Below are 13,944 nucleotides of genomic sequence, written 5' to 3'. Positions count from 1 at the left end.
CATGAGCGATCAGCACGACTATGTGGCCCTCGAATGGGTCAAGGGCGAAATCGCCGATACCCTGAAACAGGCGCGCCAGGCTCTGGATGCCTTCGATGAGCCGCTGCATGCGGCCCAGGACATCGCCGAGTGCCTGGAATGCATTCACCAGGTCCATGGCAGCTTGCAGATGGTCGAGTTCTACGGCGCGGCCCTGCTCGCCGAAGAAACCGAAGCCCTGGCCCTGGCCGTGCAACAAGGGCGGGTGGTCGATCTGCCGGAAGCGTTGAAATTGCTGCGCCAGGCCCTGGGCCAGATGCCTCTGTATCTGGATCGGGTCCACAGTGCGCGCCGTGATCTGCCGTTGGTGGTGCTGCCGCTGCTCAACGACCTGCGCAGCGCCCGCGGTGAAAGCCTGCTGTCGGAAACCAGCCTGTTCAGCCCGACGCTGCCGGAGGTACCGCCGCTGGACGAGGCCACCCTCGCCGAACTGACCCCGGCGGAACTGCCGGCCTTGTTGCGCAAGCTGCGGCAAATGCTGCAGACCGCGCTGGTTGGCTTGCTGCGCGAACAGGACGATGAGACTAACCTCGGCTATATGGCCAAGGTTTTCGTGCGTCTGGAAAGCCTCTGCCTGGCGGCGCCGTTGGGCGCGCTCTGGCAAGTGGCTTCGGCGCTGGTCGAGGGCATGCTCGCCGGGGTCATCGCCAACAGCCCGGCGCTGCGCAGCCTGCTCAAGGATTCCGACAAGGAACTCAAGCGCCTGCTGGAGCAGGGCATTATCGGAATCAACCAGCCGGCCCCGGAAGAATTGCTCAAGAGCCTATTGTTCTATATCGCCAAGGCGCAACAGCCGACGGCGCAGATGCTCGCCCTGAAAGAACGTTATGGCCTCGATGAAGCCCTGCCCGACACGGCGGTGGTCGACGAAGAACGGGCACGCCTGGCCGGTCCGGACCGCGATGCCATGCGTTCGGTGGTCGCGGCGCTGTGCGAGGAACTGGTGCGGGTCAAGGAACGCCTGGACCTGTTCGTGCGTGGCGACCGCCAGCACACCGACGAACTGTCGAGCTTGCTGGCGCCCTTGCGGCAGATCGCCGATACCCTGGCGGTGCTCGGCTTCGGCCAGCCGCGCAAGGTCATTATCGACCAGACAGCGGTGGTCCTGGGCCTGGTCCAGGGCCAGCGCGAGCCGAATGACGCGGTGCTGATGGACGTCGCCGGGGCCTTGCTCTACGTCGAGGCGACCCTGGCCGGGATGATCGGCACCGTGGAGCCGGAAAGCCGCGAAGAAAGCCGCCTGCCGACCACCGATCTGACCCAGATCCACCAGTTGGTGGTCAAGGAATCGCGGATCTGCCTGCAACAGGCCAAGGACCTGATCATCGAGTACATCGATGCCGACTGGGACCGCGAGCGCCTGTTGCCCTTGCCCGAGCTGCTGACCCAGGTCCGTGGCGCCTTGTCGATGATTCCCCTCGGCCGGGCCGCGAGCTTGCTGGAAACCTGTAATCGCTATATCCACGATCATCTGTTGCACGACCCGCAGCCGCCGTCCTGGCAGCAACTCGACCGCCTGGCCGATGCCCTGACCAGCATCGAGTACTACCTCGAACGTTTGGGCGAAGACCACGAGGCCCCGGGTGAGCGGGTGCTGGATATGGCCGAGGAAAGCCTTGACGCCCTCGGCTATACGCCTGCCGAGCAGGACGTGCCGGTGCTCGAGGATGTCCTGAGCCCCAACGAAGCCCTGGTGATGCAGGATTTGCAGACGCTGGACAACCCACGGGTGGTGCAGTCGCTGGCCGATGTCCTGGCCAGCCCGGTGTCCGTCCTCAACCCGCCGGCCCGCCAGGTCCCGGGCAGCCTGCTGCCGCCACCGGACGACGAGGCGCCGGTGGACGATGAATTGCGTGAAGTCTTCCTTGAGGAATGCGCGGAAGTGCTCGATGTGCTGCGCGAATACCTGCCGCGCTGGGCGCTGAATACCGAGAGCAAATCGGCCCTGACCGAGTTGCGCCGTGCTTTCCATACGCTCAAGGGCAGCGGCCGGATGGTCCGGGCGCTGGTGCTGGGCGAACTGGCCTGGGCCGTGGAGAACCTGCTCAACCGCGTGCTCGAACACAGCGTCGTGGCCGATGCGCCGGTTCACCAATTGCTCGACGATGTGCTGCGGGTGTTGCCGGAACTGGTCAGCGAGTTTGCCGGACAGGCCCAGCGTCAGCGCGACGATGTCGACCTGTTGGCCGCCCGCGCCCATGAGTTGGCGGGTTCGGGTGAGGCCAGGAGCGGAGAGGAGGGCGAAACCGCGGATGAGTCCATCGACCGGCAGTTGCTGGAGATTTTCCGCAACGAGGCCGAGACCCACCTGGACAGCCTCAACCATTTCCTCGAACAGGCCACCGAACATTTGCCACTGGCCGCCAGCGACGAACTGCAAAGGGCCTTGCATACCCTCAAGGGCAGCGCCTACGTCGCGGGCGTGCGGCCGATCGCCGAACTGGCGGCACCGTTTTATCACCTGGTGCGTGAGTTCAAGGCCCATCTGTTGCCACTGGACCTGGATGAGGTCGAGTTGCTGCTGGAGGCCGAGGTCCTGTTGCACCAAGGGTTGAAGCAACTGGCGGACGATCCGCTGGCGGCCATCGACGGCGCCCCGGAGCTGATCCGGCGTGCCGAGGCGCTGCTCGCGGCCCGGCTGGAGTCCCTGCTCAGCGTTTCCAGCAGCACCAAGCGTGATCCGCAACTGATCAATAATTTCCTGGCGCAGGGCATGGACATCCTGCTGGACGCGGAAAACCTGCTGCTGCGCTGGCAACAGCACCCCGGCGAGCGGCAGGAACTCAACGAGTTGCTCGACGAACTGACCACCCTCGGCCAGGGCGCCCACAGTGCCGACCTGCACCCGGTGGACGAACTCTGCGAAGCCTTGCTCGACCTGTACGGCGCGGTCGAAGAAAGCAGCCTGGCGGTCAGCGAGCGGTTTTTCCATGAGGCGCAGAACGCCCATGAAGCGTTGATCAATATGTTCGACGAACTGGCCGCCGGCCAGGAAATCAAGGCGCGGCCGGAACGGCTCCGGGCGCTGCGCGAGCTGCTCGACGAGGCTCTCGACCCATCCGCCACCGGGTTGATCAAGACCGATGGCAGCCGCGCCCTGAGCATCGCCGAACTGGGCGCCGCCACCGCTGAAGCGAGCCAGGCTCTCGATGAAGTGGAGCTCGACGATGAGATCGTGGTGATCTTCCTCGAAGAGGCTGCGGATATCCTCGACAGTGCCGGCGCGGCCCTGCTGCGCTGGCTCGACGAGCCGGACAACGCCACGCCGCTGCTGTCCCTGCAACGGGATCTGCACACCCTCAAGGGCGGCGCGCGGATGGCCGAGATCGGCCCGGTGGGCGATCTGGCCCACGAGCTGGAAAATCTCTATGAAGGGCTGGTGGACCGGCGCTTCAGTCATTCTCCCGAACTGGCGCTGCTGTTGCAGAAAAGCCATGACCGCCTGGCGGTCCTGCTCGACCAGCTCCAGGGGCATCAGCCCCTGGGCGATCCGAGTGCGCTGATCGAGAGCTTGCGCCTGTTCCGCCAGGGCAGCAGTGCGCCGCCGGAAGTCAGCGAAGCCATCGAAGCGCCGGAGTCCGTTACCGGCAACGACCCGGAGTTGTTGGAGATCTTCCTCGAAGAAGGCTTCGACATCCTCGAAAGCTCCGGCGCGGCCTTGCTGCGCTGGCAGGCTGAGCCGGCGAATCGCCAGGACGTGGAAACCCTGTTGCGCGACCTGCATACCCTCAAGGGCAGCGCGCGCATGGTGGAAATCGTGCCGATCGGCGACCTGGCCCATGAGCTGGAGTTTCTCTACGAAGGGCTGTCGGCGGGCCTGCTGCAACCGAGTGTCGAGCTATTCGGCTTGTTACAGGCCGGCCACGATCGGTTGGCGCAGATGCTCGACGCGGTGCATGCCGAACAGCCAGTGCTACCCGCCGCTGCGCTGATCCAGGATATCCAGGCGTTTGGCCGACAGTCGCCGGTCAACCTGCCGGCCCTGGCCCCGGTTGTCGCGCCGGCAGCGCCCAAGCCCGAGGCGCCGACGGTCGCCGAGGCCGAGCGGGCGGCCCAGGATATGGTCAAGGTCTCGGCGGATGTGCTCGAAGACCTGGTCAACCTGGCGGGCGAAACCTCGATCTTCCGTGGCCGTATCGAACAGCAGGTCAACGATGCCAGGATCGCGCTCAACGAAATGGAGACCACCATCGAGCGTATGCGCGACCAGCTGCGCCGCCTCGACACCGAGACCCAGGGGCGGATCCTCAGCCGCCAGCAGGTGGAAGCCGAGCGCCTGGGTTATGAAGAGTTCGATCCGCTGGAAATGGACCGGCATTCGCAGTTGCAGCAATTGTCGCGGGCTTTGTTCGAATCCGCCTCCGACTTGCTGGATATCAAGGAAACCCTGGCCGGGCGCAACCAGGATGCGGAAAACCTGCTGGCGCAACAGGCGCGGGTCAACACCCAGTTGCAGGAAGGCCTGATGCGTACGCGCATGGTGCCGTTCGAGCGCCTGGTGCCGCGTCTCAAGCGCATCGTCCGGCAGGTGGCGGGGGAGTTGGGCAAGGAGGTCGATTTCGTCGTCGGCAATGCCGAGGGCGAGATGGACCGCAATGTGCTGGAGCGCATGGTCGCGCCCCTGGAGCACATGTTGCGCAATGCCGTCGACCACGGGCTGGAAAATGCCGAAGGCCGGCGTGCCGCCGGCAAGCCGGAGCAGGGGCTGATCACTTTGGACCTGTCCCACGAAGGCGGTGACATTGTCTTCGATATTCGTGACGACGGTGCCGGGGTGCCGCTCGAAGCGGTGCGGCGCAAGGCGATCAAGCGCGGGCTGCTGGAGCCGGACATGCCGATCAGCGATCGCGACGTGTTGCAGTTCATCCTCCAGCCGGGCTTTTCCACGGCGGAAAAAATCACCCAGATTTCTGGGCGCGGCGTGGGCATGGACGTGGTCCATGAAGAGGTGCGGCAACTGGGCGGCAGCATGCGCATCGATTCCATCCCGGGGCAGGGCGTGCACTTCCAGATCCGCCTGCCGTTCAGCGTCTCGGTGAACCGTGCGTTGATGGTGCAGTGCGCCGACGAGCAATACGCGGTGCCGTTGAACACCGTCGAAGGGCTGGTGCGGGTGCTGCCGGGTGAGCTGGAAAGCTATTACCAACTGGATCCGCCGCGCTACGAGTACGCCGGACAGACCTACGAACTGCGTTATCTCGGTGAGCTGTTGCAAACCGTGGGCAAACCGAAGTTGCTCGGCCAGAACCTGGCGCTGCCGGTGTTGCTGGTGCACTGCAACGACCAGCGCATGGCGCTGCAAGTGGACGCCCTGGCCGGGTCGCGGGAAATCGTGGTGAAGAACCTCGGGCCACAGTTCGCCGCGGTACCGGGGTTGTCGGGGGCGACTATCCTTGGCGACGGTCGCGTGGTGTTGATTCTCGATTTGATCGCCCATGTACGCAACGCCTTGGCGCGGCCGCCGGTACCGTCCATGTCCAGTGGCAACGGCGTGGATGCGACGCCGCTGCGTCCGACCCTGGTCATGGTGGTGGACGACTCGGTCACCGTGCGCAAGGTCACCAGTCGCTTGTTGGAGCGCAACGGCATGAACGTGCTGACGGCCAAGGATGGGGTGGATGCCATGATGTTGCTGGAGGAGCACACCCCGGACCTGATGCTGTTGGACATTGAAATGCCGCGCATGGATGGTTTCGAAGTGGCGACGCGGATCCGCAACGATGCGCGGCTCAAGGATCTGCCGATCATCATGATCACCTCGCGCACCGGCCAGAAACATCGCGACCGGGCCATGGCCATTGGCGTCAACGAATACCTGGGCAAGCCGTACCAGGAGTCGGCGTTGCTGGAAAGCATCGCCCATTGGAGCCAGCTTCATGCATGAGCACAGCACCAGCAGCCTGACGGGCTTGATGCTGCCGTTGGCGGACCGTTACCTGTTGTTGCCCAATGTCGCGGTGGCGGAGTTGATCGACTACCAGCGCGGCGAGCCGGCCAGTGATGCGCCGCCGTGGTACCTGCGGCAGGTGACCTGGCGTAATCAGCAATTGCCGCTGATCAGCTTCGAGGCGGCCTGCGGCTGTCCGCTGGCGGTGGGCGATCGGGCACGGATCGTGGTGCTCAATGCCCTCGGCGGGCGGCCGGAATTGAAGTTCATCGCGCTGGTGATCCAGGGGATTCCGCGTTCGTACAAGCTCGATAGCCAGCTGAGTTTTGTCGATGTGCCGCTGTGCCGGTTCGAGAAGGCCGCGGTGCAGGTCGGTGAGTGGGTGGCGAAGGTACCGGACCTGCTGGGGTTGGAGCAGTTGGTGTTGGAGTCCGGGTTGGCCTGACAACCCGGACTCTGGCGTAACGGCCGCCGGGCCCTTCGTGGGTAACCAAGATAGGGCCGAGAGTGCTGCCATTTACCGGGCTCGGTATCAGGCTCTATTATCGAATTATTGAGCCAGTCGTGTCGTCTTTCTGTAGTAATCGTGAGCGTGATCCATGGGGCTTCCCCTGATTCCGGCTTTTGAACGCGGTAGTCGAAAGTGATTATGTAGTAGGCTTTCCTGTCCTCTTCGCTCTCAAAGGTAAATTCTTTCCAGAGCGACGCCTGAATTTTTGACGGATGCCCGGGATCCGTTTCCAACTTGCCCGTCCAGAAAGTATTCGGGCCTTTTTCTTCTTTATCGGTCTTGAGCTGTCCACCGGGTAATCCCCGTCCGTTTTGCCAGCCATTCCAATTTCCATCCGTGAAATCGGTAAAATCATTAAAGCGCTTCATGTTCGTTTCTCCGTTTACAGGCGCTTTTGACCCTGCCCGTGGAGCCGGACATTGGAGGTCACGGAGCAGGTTTTAGTAGGCGCTGGAGACGGATTTTGACTACTGTCAGAATTGACAGGGTGAAGCGGTTAACCGACAAACGGTTTGCATTGGGGGATGCCCGCTTGAGGGCCGCTTCGCGCACCCAGCGGGGATAAATCGCCTCGCCACAAAATTATAATCCTGCTTGCTAAATCGGTTGATCAGCTTCGAAGCCGCTTGCGGCTGTCCGTTGGCGCCGGGCAATCAGGGGCGGATCGTGGGGCGGCTGATGTTGGAGTCGAAGTCGGCTTGAAAGGTGCTTGATAAGTCCCAAAAAGGGACCTATGGTTCCCTTTTTGGGACTCTTTGGTGTGCTCATGCAAACCCTCTCCCTCAGCGACGCGTTATTTACTGCAACACAACAGCGAATCTTGGGCTTGCTCTTTGGCAAGCCAGACCATAGTTTTTATGCCAATGAGATAGCCCGTTGGGCGAAGGTTGGTAAAGGCAGCCTGATGCGTGAGCTGGAACGCTTGCAACGGGCTGGCATCCTGACCCTCAGTCGGCAAGGCAATCAGACGCACTATCAGGCCAATCCCGCGTGTCCTATTTATCAGGAGCTGCTGGGTATCGTGCGCAAGACGTTTGGTATCGTTGAACATTTGCGCGTGGCGCTCGGTTCGTTTGCGGATCAAGTGGTCTGGGTGTTTGTCTACGGTTCCATCGCCAAGGATCAAGCCCATTCCGGCAGCGATATCGACCTGATGCTGATCGGTGACGGTCTGCACTACAGCGAAGTGATGGAGCGGCTGTTGCCCATGGAAGAACAACTGGGCCGCACCATCAACCCCACGCTGTACAGCTTGCAGGATTGGAACGCAAAACTTGCCACTGGCAACAGCTTCGTTCAGCGGGTGCTGGGGCAGGAAAAGCTCAACATCATGGGTGAAAACCCGTCGGAGTCTAAGGATGGACAAAAACCAAAGCCTGGAAAACCTGCAACGTAGCGGCGGCCTGAAGGCCGAGCCAGCGGACCGCAAGGAGTGCGAAGGTCTGATGCGCTCGGCGAGTGACCGTTTGCAGGATGCACGTAGTACCCAGCTCTCCTTTGCCAGTCGCTTCGACCTAGCCTACAACGCCGCCCATGGCATTGCCCTCACGGCATTGCGCTTATCGGGCTTTCGTTCCGACCGCCGTTATCTGGTGTTCCAGTGCCTGGTTCATACCGCCGGGATCAACAAGTTGCAGGTTCGCTTGTTCGCCTTGTGTCACGAGCGCCGGAACCTGGCGGAATATGAAGGCTACATGGATGAAGACGAGGGATTGCTGACGGAGTTGATCGACAACGCCACTGCATTGAAGGCCGTCGTCGATCAAACAATGGCTGGGCTCTATTCCTGCTGAGTGAGAAGAAGCATTATCTTGAGCGTAACCACTTCAGCCTGATCCGTCGGGCCACCTGAAACCCGTGGCGAGGGAGCTGGCTCCACTGGGTAACAACACTCGCAAGTCAGGCGGCCTTGGTGAATGTCTATTTATTTGTCGGGAATTTGCACAACCTTGATGTCATCGATGTCCACCCTACGGGACACACCACTCCCATCTCCGAAATCCGTACCGATCACGATATGAGCCCTGTTACCGGTGTAGCGAACTCCGGCGCCATTTTGATGCCACTTGCCGGTTGGAGTGTTCCTATCTATAAGAAAAGCGCTATAAGCCAGTGATACGTTCGCTGTAATTATGACCGCGACCAGTGTTGCTTCCCCCGGCTCCGGCGGATAAACGCGGTATCTGAAGGATATTTCAAGTGTCCCTCTCTCTTGCTCTCCGCCAGGAAGGGTAAACATCTTGGCAAGAGAGGGCATAAACCGGTGTGTGGGTCTGCATTCCAGCTTGCCGGACCAGAAAGTATTCGGGCCTTCTTCCGTCTTGAGTATCCCATCGAGAGAGCCAATATCATTTTCCCATCCGTGCCTTTCTCCATCTTCGAAATCGACAAAATCGTCTAGATTCTTCATCTTTTTTCTCCGGTCGCAGGCGCTTTTGACCCTGCCCGTGGAACCGGACATTGGAGATCGCGGCGCGGTTTTTAGTAGGCGCTGGAGACGGATGTTTGACTACTGTCAGAACTGACAGGGTGAAGCGGTTAACCGACAGACGGTTTGACGTAATGGCTGCTGGCCTCTTCGCGGGCAAGCCCTGCTCAGGTTTGTGTCGTACGCAAAGCTTGTTATCGACGCCGCACTGTAATTGGATGGACTCGCCCACGAAGACTCTGACCCATACGCGAAAATCTCACGGGTGCCTACCCTTCGCGTATTCACCGCCGACGTATTTCGAACGGTCCCAATAAGAGACCTATCGTTCCCTTATTGGGACCTTCCATCAAGTGTTGCGCGGCTTCCATTCGGGGAACCATTACCCTGAGCGTAACGATCCGCCGGCGGGCTTGATTGATGCCGGACCGATTCACTTCTACTGTCTACTCCACGAAAGCGAACCCGTGGAGTGAGCATGACAACCCCCAATTCCCCCGACTCGCGCTGGACGCGGCGGCGCACCGAGAAGCAGCGCCGTCTCGAGCAGGTACGAGGCCTCGCCGATGGCGTGGTGTTGCCGACCGACAAGATCGTCGCCGCCCTCGAAGCCCTGATCATGCCGGGCGACCGGGTGGTGCTGGAGGGCAATAACCAGAAGCAGGCGGATTTCCTCTCCCGTTCCCTGGTCAAAGCCGATCCGGCCAAGCTCCATGATTTGCATATGATCATGCCCAGCGTCGGCCGCGCCGAACACCTGGACCTGTTCGAACGCGGTATTGCCCGCAAGCTGGACTTTTCCTTCGCCGGCACCCAGAGCCTGCGTATCAGCCAGTTGCTGGAAGACGGCCTGCTGGAAATCGGCGCGATTCACACCTACATCGAACTCTATGCGCGCCTGGTGGTGGACCTGATCCCCAACGTGGTGCTCAGTGCCGGTTTCATGGCCGACCGCGCCGGTAATATTTACACCGGTGCGAGTACCGAAGACACCCCGGCGCTGATCGAACCGGCGGCGTTCAGCGACGGGATCGTGATCGTCCAGGTCAATCAACTGGTCGATGACGTCAGCGAGCTGCCGCGGGTGGATATCCCCGCGTCCTGGGTCGACTTCGTGGTGGTGGCGGACAAACCTTTCTATATCGAGCCGCTGTTCACCCGCGACCCGCGCCATATCAAGCCGGTGCATGTGCTGATGGCGATGATGGCGATTCGCGGGATCTACGAAAAACACAAGGTGCAGTCCCTCAACCACGGGATTGGTTTCAACACCGCCGCCATCGAGCTGATCCTGCCGACCTACGGCGAATCCCTGGGTTTGAAAGGCAAGATCTGCCGCAACTGGACGCTCAACCCGCACCCAACGCTGATTCCCGCCATCGAAAGCGGCTGGGTCGAAAGCGTGCATTGCTTCGGTACCGAACTGGGCATGGAAAACTACATCGCGGCCCGCCCGGATGTGTTCTTCACCGGGCGTGATGGCTCGATGCGTTCGAACCGGATGTTCTGCCAGTTGGCCGGGCAGTATGCGGTGGACCTGTTTATCGGCGCGACCTTGCAGGTCGACGGTGACGGTCATTCGTCCACCGTGACCCGTGGCCGCCTGGCCGGTTTCGGTGGGGCGCCGAACATGGGCCATGACCCGCGCGGTCGTCGGCATGGCACCCCGGCCTGGCTCGATATGCGCCTGAATACCAGCGATGCGCCCGAAGCCTTGCTCGAGCGTGGCAAGAAGCTGGTGGTGCAGATGGTCGAGACCTTCCAGGAGGGGGGCAAACCGACCTTCGTTGAAACCCTCGATGCCGTGGAGGTGGCGAGGAAAAGCGGGATGCCGCTGGCGCCGATCATGATCTATGGCGACGACGTCACCCATTTGCTCACCGAAGAAGGCATCGCCTACCTGTACAAGGCCCGTTCCCTGGAAGAGCGCCAGGCGATGATCGCCGCCGTGGCCGGTGTGACCGCCATCGGCTTGCGGCATAACCCCAAGGACACCCTGCGGATGCGTCGCGAAGGCCTGATCGCCTTGCCCGAAGACCTCGGCATTCGGCGCACCGATGCCAGCCGCGAGCTGCTGGCGGCCAAGAGCGTGGCCGACCTGGTGGAGTGGTCGGGTGGCCTGTACAACCCGCCCGCCAAATTCAGGAGTTGGTAAATGCACGCCTTCAATCTGCTAGCCCAACCCCTGTCACTGGCCGAGCGCCTGGCGGACTTCGCAGTGGACGCGCTGATCGACGAAGCCGACCTGTCGCCCAAGCCAGCGTTGGTGGATCGACGCGGCAACGGTGCGCACAGCGATCTACATCTGGGCCTGATGCATGCCTCGGCATTGTCGCTGTGGCCGATGTTCAAGGAGATGGCCGAAGCGGCGCAAGGTCTTGATAACGCCAGCGACGTTTCGGAATACACCGTCCCCTGTAGGAGCGAGCTTGCTCGCGATGGAGGTCCAGGCGCCACGGGGTATCAGGCACCCCGCGTTATCGTTGACGCCCATCGCCAGCAAGCTCGCTCCTACAGGGAGTTGCGTGAAGCACTGGGCCGCATCGGTCGCGAAGGCGAGCAGGCGATGCTGCAGACCACTGGCGGGGTGAATACCCATCGCGGGGCGATCTGGGCCTTGGGGCTGTTGGTGGCGGCGGCGGCGCTCGAGCCTCGCTCCGTCAGCGCCAAGGCACTGACTCTGCGCGCCGCGCGCCTGGCCTTGCTGGAAGATCGTTTCGCGCCCAACAGCAGCAGCCATGGCAGCCAGGTCGCCCAACGCTACGGCGCTCGCGGTGCCCGTGAGGAAGCGCAGTTGGGCTTTCCGGCGGTGACCCGACTCGGCCTGCCGCAACTCAAACGCAGCCGGCTCGCCGGCCATGGCGAGCAGAACGCCCGGCTGGATGCCTTGCTCGCCATCATGACCGAGCTGGCCGACACCTGCGTGCTCTATCGCGCCGGCGTGCCGGGGTTGCAGGCCATGCAACAGGGCGCCCGCGCCGTGCTGGAGGCCGGCGGTAGCGCCAGCCTGGCCGGTCGGCGCTGCCTGCATGAATTGGATCAACAGCTTTTGGCGATGAACGCTTCACCGGGTGGCGCGGCGGATCTGCTCGCCGCCTGCCTGCTGATCGATCGCCTCGAACAGGAAGCCTTGTGATGGAAAAATTGTCCTTTGAATTCCCCGCCGGGCAACCGCCCAAGGGCCGTGCGCTGGTGGGCTGCGTCGGTTCGGGCGACCTGGAAGTGCTGCTGGAACCCGGTCATCCGGGCACCTTGTCGATCCAGGTCACAACCTCGGTGAATGGCAGCTCAACCCGCTGGCAACATCTGTTCGAGCGCCTGTTCGACGGCCAGTTGCCGCCCGCGCTGGCCATCGATATCCATGATTTCGGCGCCACCCCCGGGGTGGTCCGCTTGCGCCTGGAACAAGGTTTCGAGGAAATCGGCCATGACTGACAGCGCGCGTTTGCTGAACAAGCACAGCTTCGTCGAACTGGGTGCCCGGCAGCGGGCCCGAGCCTTGCTCGATCGTGGCAGTTTCCGCGAATTGCTCGATCCCTTTGCCAGGGTCATGTCGCCCTGGCTCGAACGCCAGGGCGTGGTGCCGCAGGCCGACGACGGCGTGGTGATCGCCAAAGGCAGCATCGACGGCTTGCCGGTGGTGATCGCCGCCATCGAAGGCGCGTTCCAGGGCGGCAGTCTCGGTGAAGTCGGCGGCGCGAAAATCGCCGGCGCCCTGGAACTGGCCGCCGAGGACAACCGCAACGGCATTCCGACCCGCGCCGTGCTGCTGCTGGAAACCGGCGGCGTGCGTTTGCAGGAGGCCAATCTGGGGCTGGCGGCCATCGCTGATATCCACGCGGCGATTGTCGACCTGCGCCGTTATCAGCCGGTGATCGGTGTGGTGGCCGGCAGCGTCGGGTGTTTTGGCGGCATGTCCATCGCGGCGGCGCTGTGCAGTTATCTGCTGGTGACCCAGGAGGCCCGCCTGGGTCTCAACGGCCCGCAGGTGATCGAGCAGGAGGCGGGGCTGAAGGAGTACGACTCCCGTGACCGACCGTTTATCTGGAGCCTGACCGGTGGCGAGCAACGTTTCGCCAGTGGCCTGGTGGACCGTTATGTCGCCGACGATGTCGCACTGATCCAGCAACAGGTCGCCGCATTGCTGGAGGCCGGCTTGCCCGACGTACAGCGCAGTCGGAAGGCGGACTGGTATCTGCAACGGTTGGCCGAGCTGGATGCCGAACCGCAAATCGATCCGGCCACGGTCCGTGGTCTTTTCCAAGGAGAGCGCCCATGAGCACTTATTCCCTGCGCGGTTTGCACTGGTTCCAGGCATTGGCGTCAGGCGCGGCCGAAGTGTCCGGGCTGCCGCCTTCATTGAAAGTCGCCGACGCTGAACTCGCGGGTCAGCCGGTGCGCTTTCTGGCGGTGGTGGCCGATCCGGCCAACCGCTTTGTCCGCGCCCGCAACGGTGAGGTCGGGCTGCTCGAAGGTTGGGGCCTGGCCAAGGCCGTGGACGAAGTGATCGAGGCCGACAGCGGCCGTGCGAACAAGCGCGCGTTGATCGCCATAGTCGATGTGCCGAGCCAGGCTTACGGCCGTCGCGAAGAAGCGTTGGGGATTCACCAGGCCCTGGCCGGTGCGGCGGACAGTTATGCCCGGGCCCGCCTGGCGGGGCACGCGGTGATCGCGCTGCTGGTCGGCAAGGCGATGTCCGGGGCGTTCCTCGCCCACGGTTATCAGGCCAATCGGCTGATCGCCCTGCGCGATCCGGGGGTGATGGTGCATGCCATGGGCAAGGCATCGGCGGCGCGGGTGACCCTGCGCAGTGTCGAAGAGCTGGAAGCCCTGGCCGCCAGCGTGCCGCCGATGGCCTATGACATCGACAGCTACGCCAGTCTCGGGCTGCTGTGGAAAACCCTGGGCGTGGACCAGATTGAGCAGCCGACAGTGGACGACTTGGCGCAGGTGCGGGGCTGCCTGATCGAAGCGATCGGCGATGTGGCGCAGCAGGGCACGGACTTGAGTGGGCGCCTGGGCGCGAGCAATCGGGCGGCGTCGAGCCGGGTTCGGCAGCTGCTGCGCGAGCAGTGGTGA

10 protein-coding genes are annotated in these 13,944 nt (G+C 62.7%); 9 read left to right on the top strand and 1 reads right to left on the bottom strand.

Annotated features, from left to right (window positions below; genetic code table 11):
- Position 1: 1 nt before the first annotated feature.
- The 4 genes from AC07T0_RS03710 to AC07T0_RS03695 all read left to right on the top strand — a co-directional run bounded on the left by AC07T0_RS03710 (position 2) and on the right by AC07T0_RS03695 (position 8,230).
- Positions 2 to 5,923, top strand: coding sequence for an Hpt domain-containing protein (locus AC07T0_RS03710; protein WP_494999917.1), 5,922 nt, complete (start codon positions 2 to 4; stop codon positions 5,921 to 5,923).
- On the top strand, positions 5,916 to 6,371 hold the full coding sequence (locus AC07T0_RS03705) for a chemotaxis protein CheW (RefSeq protein ID WP_494999916.1): 456 nt from the start codon (positions 5,916 to 5,918) through the stop codon (positions 6,369 to 6,371). Before AC07T0_RS03710 ends, AC07T0_RS03705 begins: the two co-directional genes overlap by 8 nt.
- Before the next feature lie 832 nt (positions 6,372 to 7,203).
- Positions 7,204 to 7,833, top strand: coding sequence for a nucleotidyltransferase domain-containing protein (locus AC07T0_RS03700; protein ID WP_494999915.1), 630 nt, complete (start codon positions 7,204 to 7,206; stop codon positions 7,831 to 7,833).
- Positions 7,796 to 8,230 carry a hypothetical protein gene (locus AC07T0_RS03695; RefSeq protein ID WP_494999914.1) on the top strand — a complete coding sequence of 145 codons (435 nt, stop codon included), beginning with the start codon at positions 7,796 to 7,798 and terminating at the stop codon, positions 8,228 to 8,230. The genes AC07T0_RS03700 and AC07T0_RS03695 overlap by 38 nt, the downstream gene beginning before the upstream one ends.
- 131 nt (positions 8,231 to 8,361) lie before the next feature.
- On the opposite strand, the gene AC07T0_RS03690 is transcribed toward AC07T0_RS03695, so the two are convergent.
- Complete coding sequence (locus AC07T0_RS03690) at positions 8,362 to 8,847, bottom strand: hypothetical protein (protein ID WP_494999913.1); 486 nt, start codon at positions 8,845 to 8,847, stop codon at positions 8,362 to 8,364.
- 496 nt (positions 8,848 to 9,343) lie between these two features.
- Between AC07T0_RS03690 and mdcA the strand changes: the two genes are divergently transcribed.
- From mdcA to mdcE, 5 genes are read left to right on the top strand one after another with little or no spacing between them, the layout of a single operon-like run.
- The gene (mdcA, locus tag AC07T0_RS03685; protein ID WP_494999912.1) at positions 9,344 to 11,020 is read left to right on the top strand and encodes a malonate decarboxylase subunit alpha; all 1,677 of its coding nucleotides are present in this window, start codon (positions 9,344 to 9,346) and stop codon (positions 11,018 to 11,020) included.
- Positions 11,021 to 12,001, top strand: a complete 981-nt coding sequence (locus tag AC07T0_RS03680; protein ID WP_494999911.1) for a triphosphoribosyl-dephospho-CoA synthase — start codon at positions 11,021 to 11,023, stop codon at positions 11,999 to 12,001.
- Positions 12,001 to 12,300, top strand: a complete 300-nt coding sequence (locus tag AC07T0_RS03675; protein WP_494999910.1) for a malonate decarboxylase subunit delta — start codon at positions 12,001 to 12,003, stop codon at positions 12,298 to 12,300. The genes AC07T0_RS03680 and AC07T0_RS03675 overlap by 1 nt, the downstream gene beginning before the upstream one ends.
- Positions 12,293 to 13,144 (top strand): biotin-independent malonate decarboxylase subunit beta, encoded by an 852-nt coding sequence (locus AC07T0_RS03670; protein WP_494999909.1) that lies wholly within the window; start codon positions 12,293 to 12,295, stop codon positions 13,142 to 13,144. Before AC07T0_RS03675 ends, AC07T0_RS03670 begins: the two co-directional genes overlap by 8 nt.
- Positions 13,141 to 13,944 (top strand): biotin-independent malonate decarboxylase subunit gamma, encoded by an 804-nt coding sequence (gene mdcE, locus AC07T0_RS03665; RefSeq protein ID WP_494999908.1) that lies wholly within the window; start codon positions 13,141 to 13,143, stop codon positions 13,942 to 13,944. Before AC07T0_RS03670 ends, mdcE begins: the two co-directional genes overlap by 4 nt.

The organism is Pseudomonas sp. GW821-FHT04D07, from assembly GCF_059420225.1.
This window is presented reverse-complemented; position numbering and strand designations above follow the sequence as displayed.

What these genes read in the sequence shown, in the direction of transcription:
- AC07T0_RS03700 (WP_494999915.1), top strand. Translation starts at nt 7,204, where the DNA reads ATGCAAACCCTCTCCCTCAGCGACGCGTTATTTACTGCAACACAACAG.
- AC07T0_RS03675 (WP_494999910.1), top strand. Translation starts at nt 12,001, where the DNA reads ATGGAAAAATTGTCCTTTGAATTCCCCGCCGGGCAACCGCCCAAGGGC.
- AC07T0_RS03705 (WP_494999916.1), top strand. Translation starts at nt 5,916, where the DNA reads ATGCATGAGCACAGCACCAGCAGCCTGACGGGCTTGATGCTGCCGTTG.
- mdcE (WP_494999908.1), top strand. Translation starts at nt 13,141, where the DNA reads ATGAGCACTTATTCCCTGCGCGGTTTGCACTGGTTCCAGGCATTGGCG.
- AC07T0_RS03690 (WP_494999913.1), bottom strand. Translation starts at nt 8,847, where the DNA reads ATGAAGAATCTAGACGATTTTGTCGATTTCGAAGATGGAGAAAGGCAC.
- AC07T0_RS03710 (WP_494999917.1), top strand. Translation starts at nt 2, where the DNA reads ATGAGCGATCAGCACGACTATGTGGCCCTCGAATGGGTCAAGGGCGAA.
- AC07T0_RS03680 (WP_494999911.1), top strand. Translation starts at nt 11,021, where the DNA reads ATGCACGCCTTCAATCTGCTAGCCCAACCCCTGTCACTGGCCGAGCGC.
- AC07T0_RS03670 (WP_494999909.1), top strand. Translation starts at nt 12,293, where the DNA reads ATGACTGACAGCGCGCGTTTGCTGAACAAGCACAGCTTCGTCGAACTG.
- mdcA (WP_494999912.1), top strand. Translation starts at nt 9,344, where the DNA reads ATGACAACCCCCAATTCCCCCGACTCGCGCTGGACGCGGCGGCGCACC.
- AC07T0_RS03695 (WP_494999914.1), top strand. Translation starts at nt 7,796, where the DNA reads ATGGACAAAAACCAAAGCCTGGAAAACCTGCAACGTAGCGGCGGCCTG.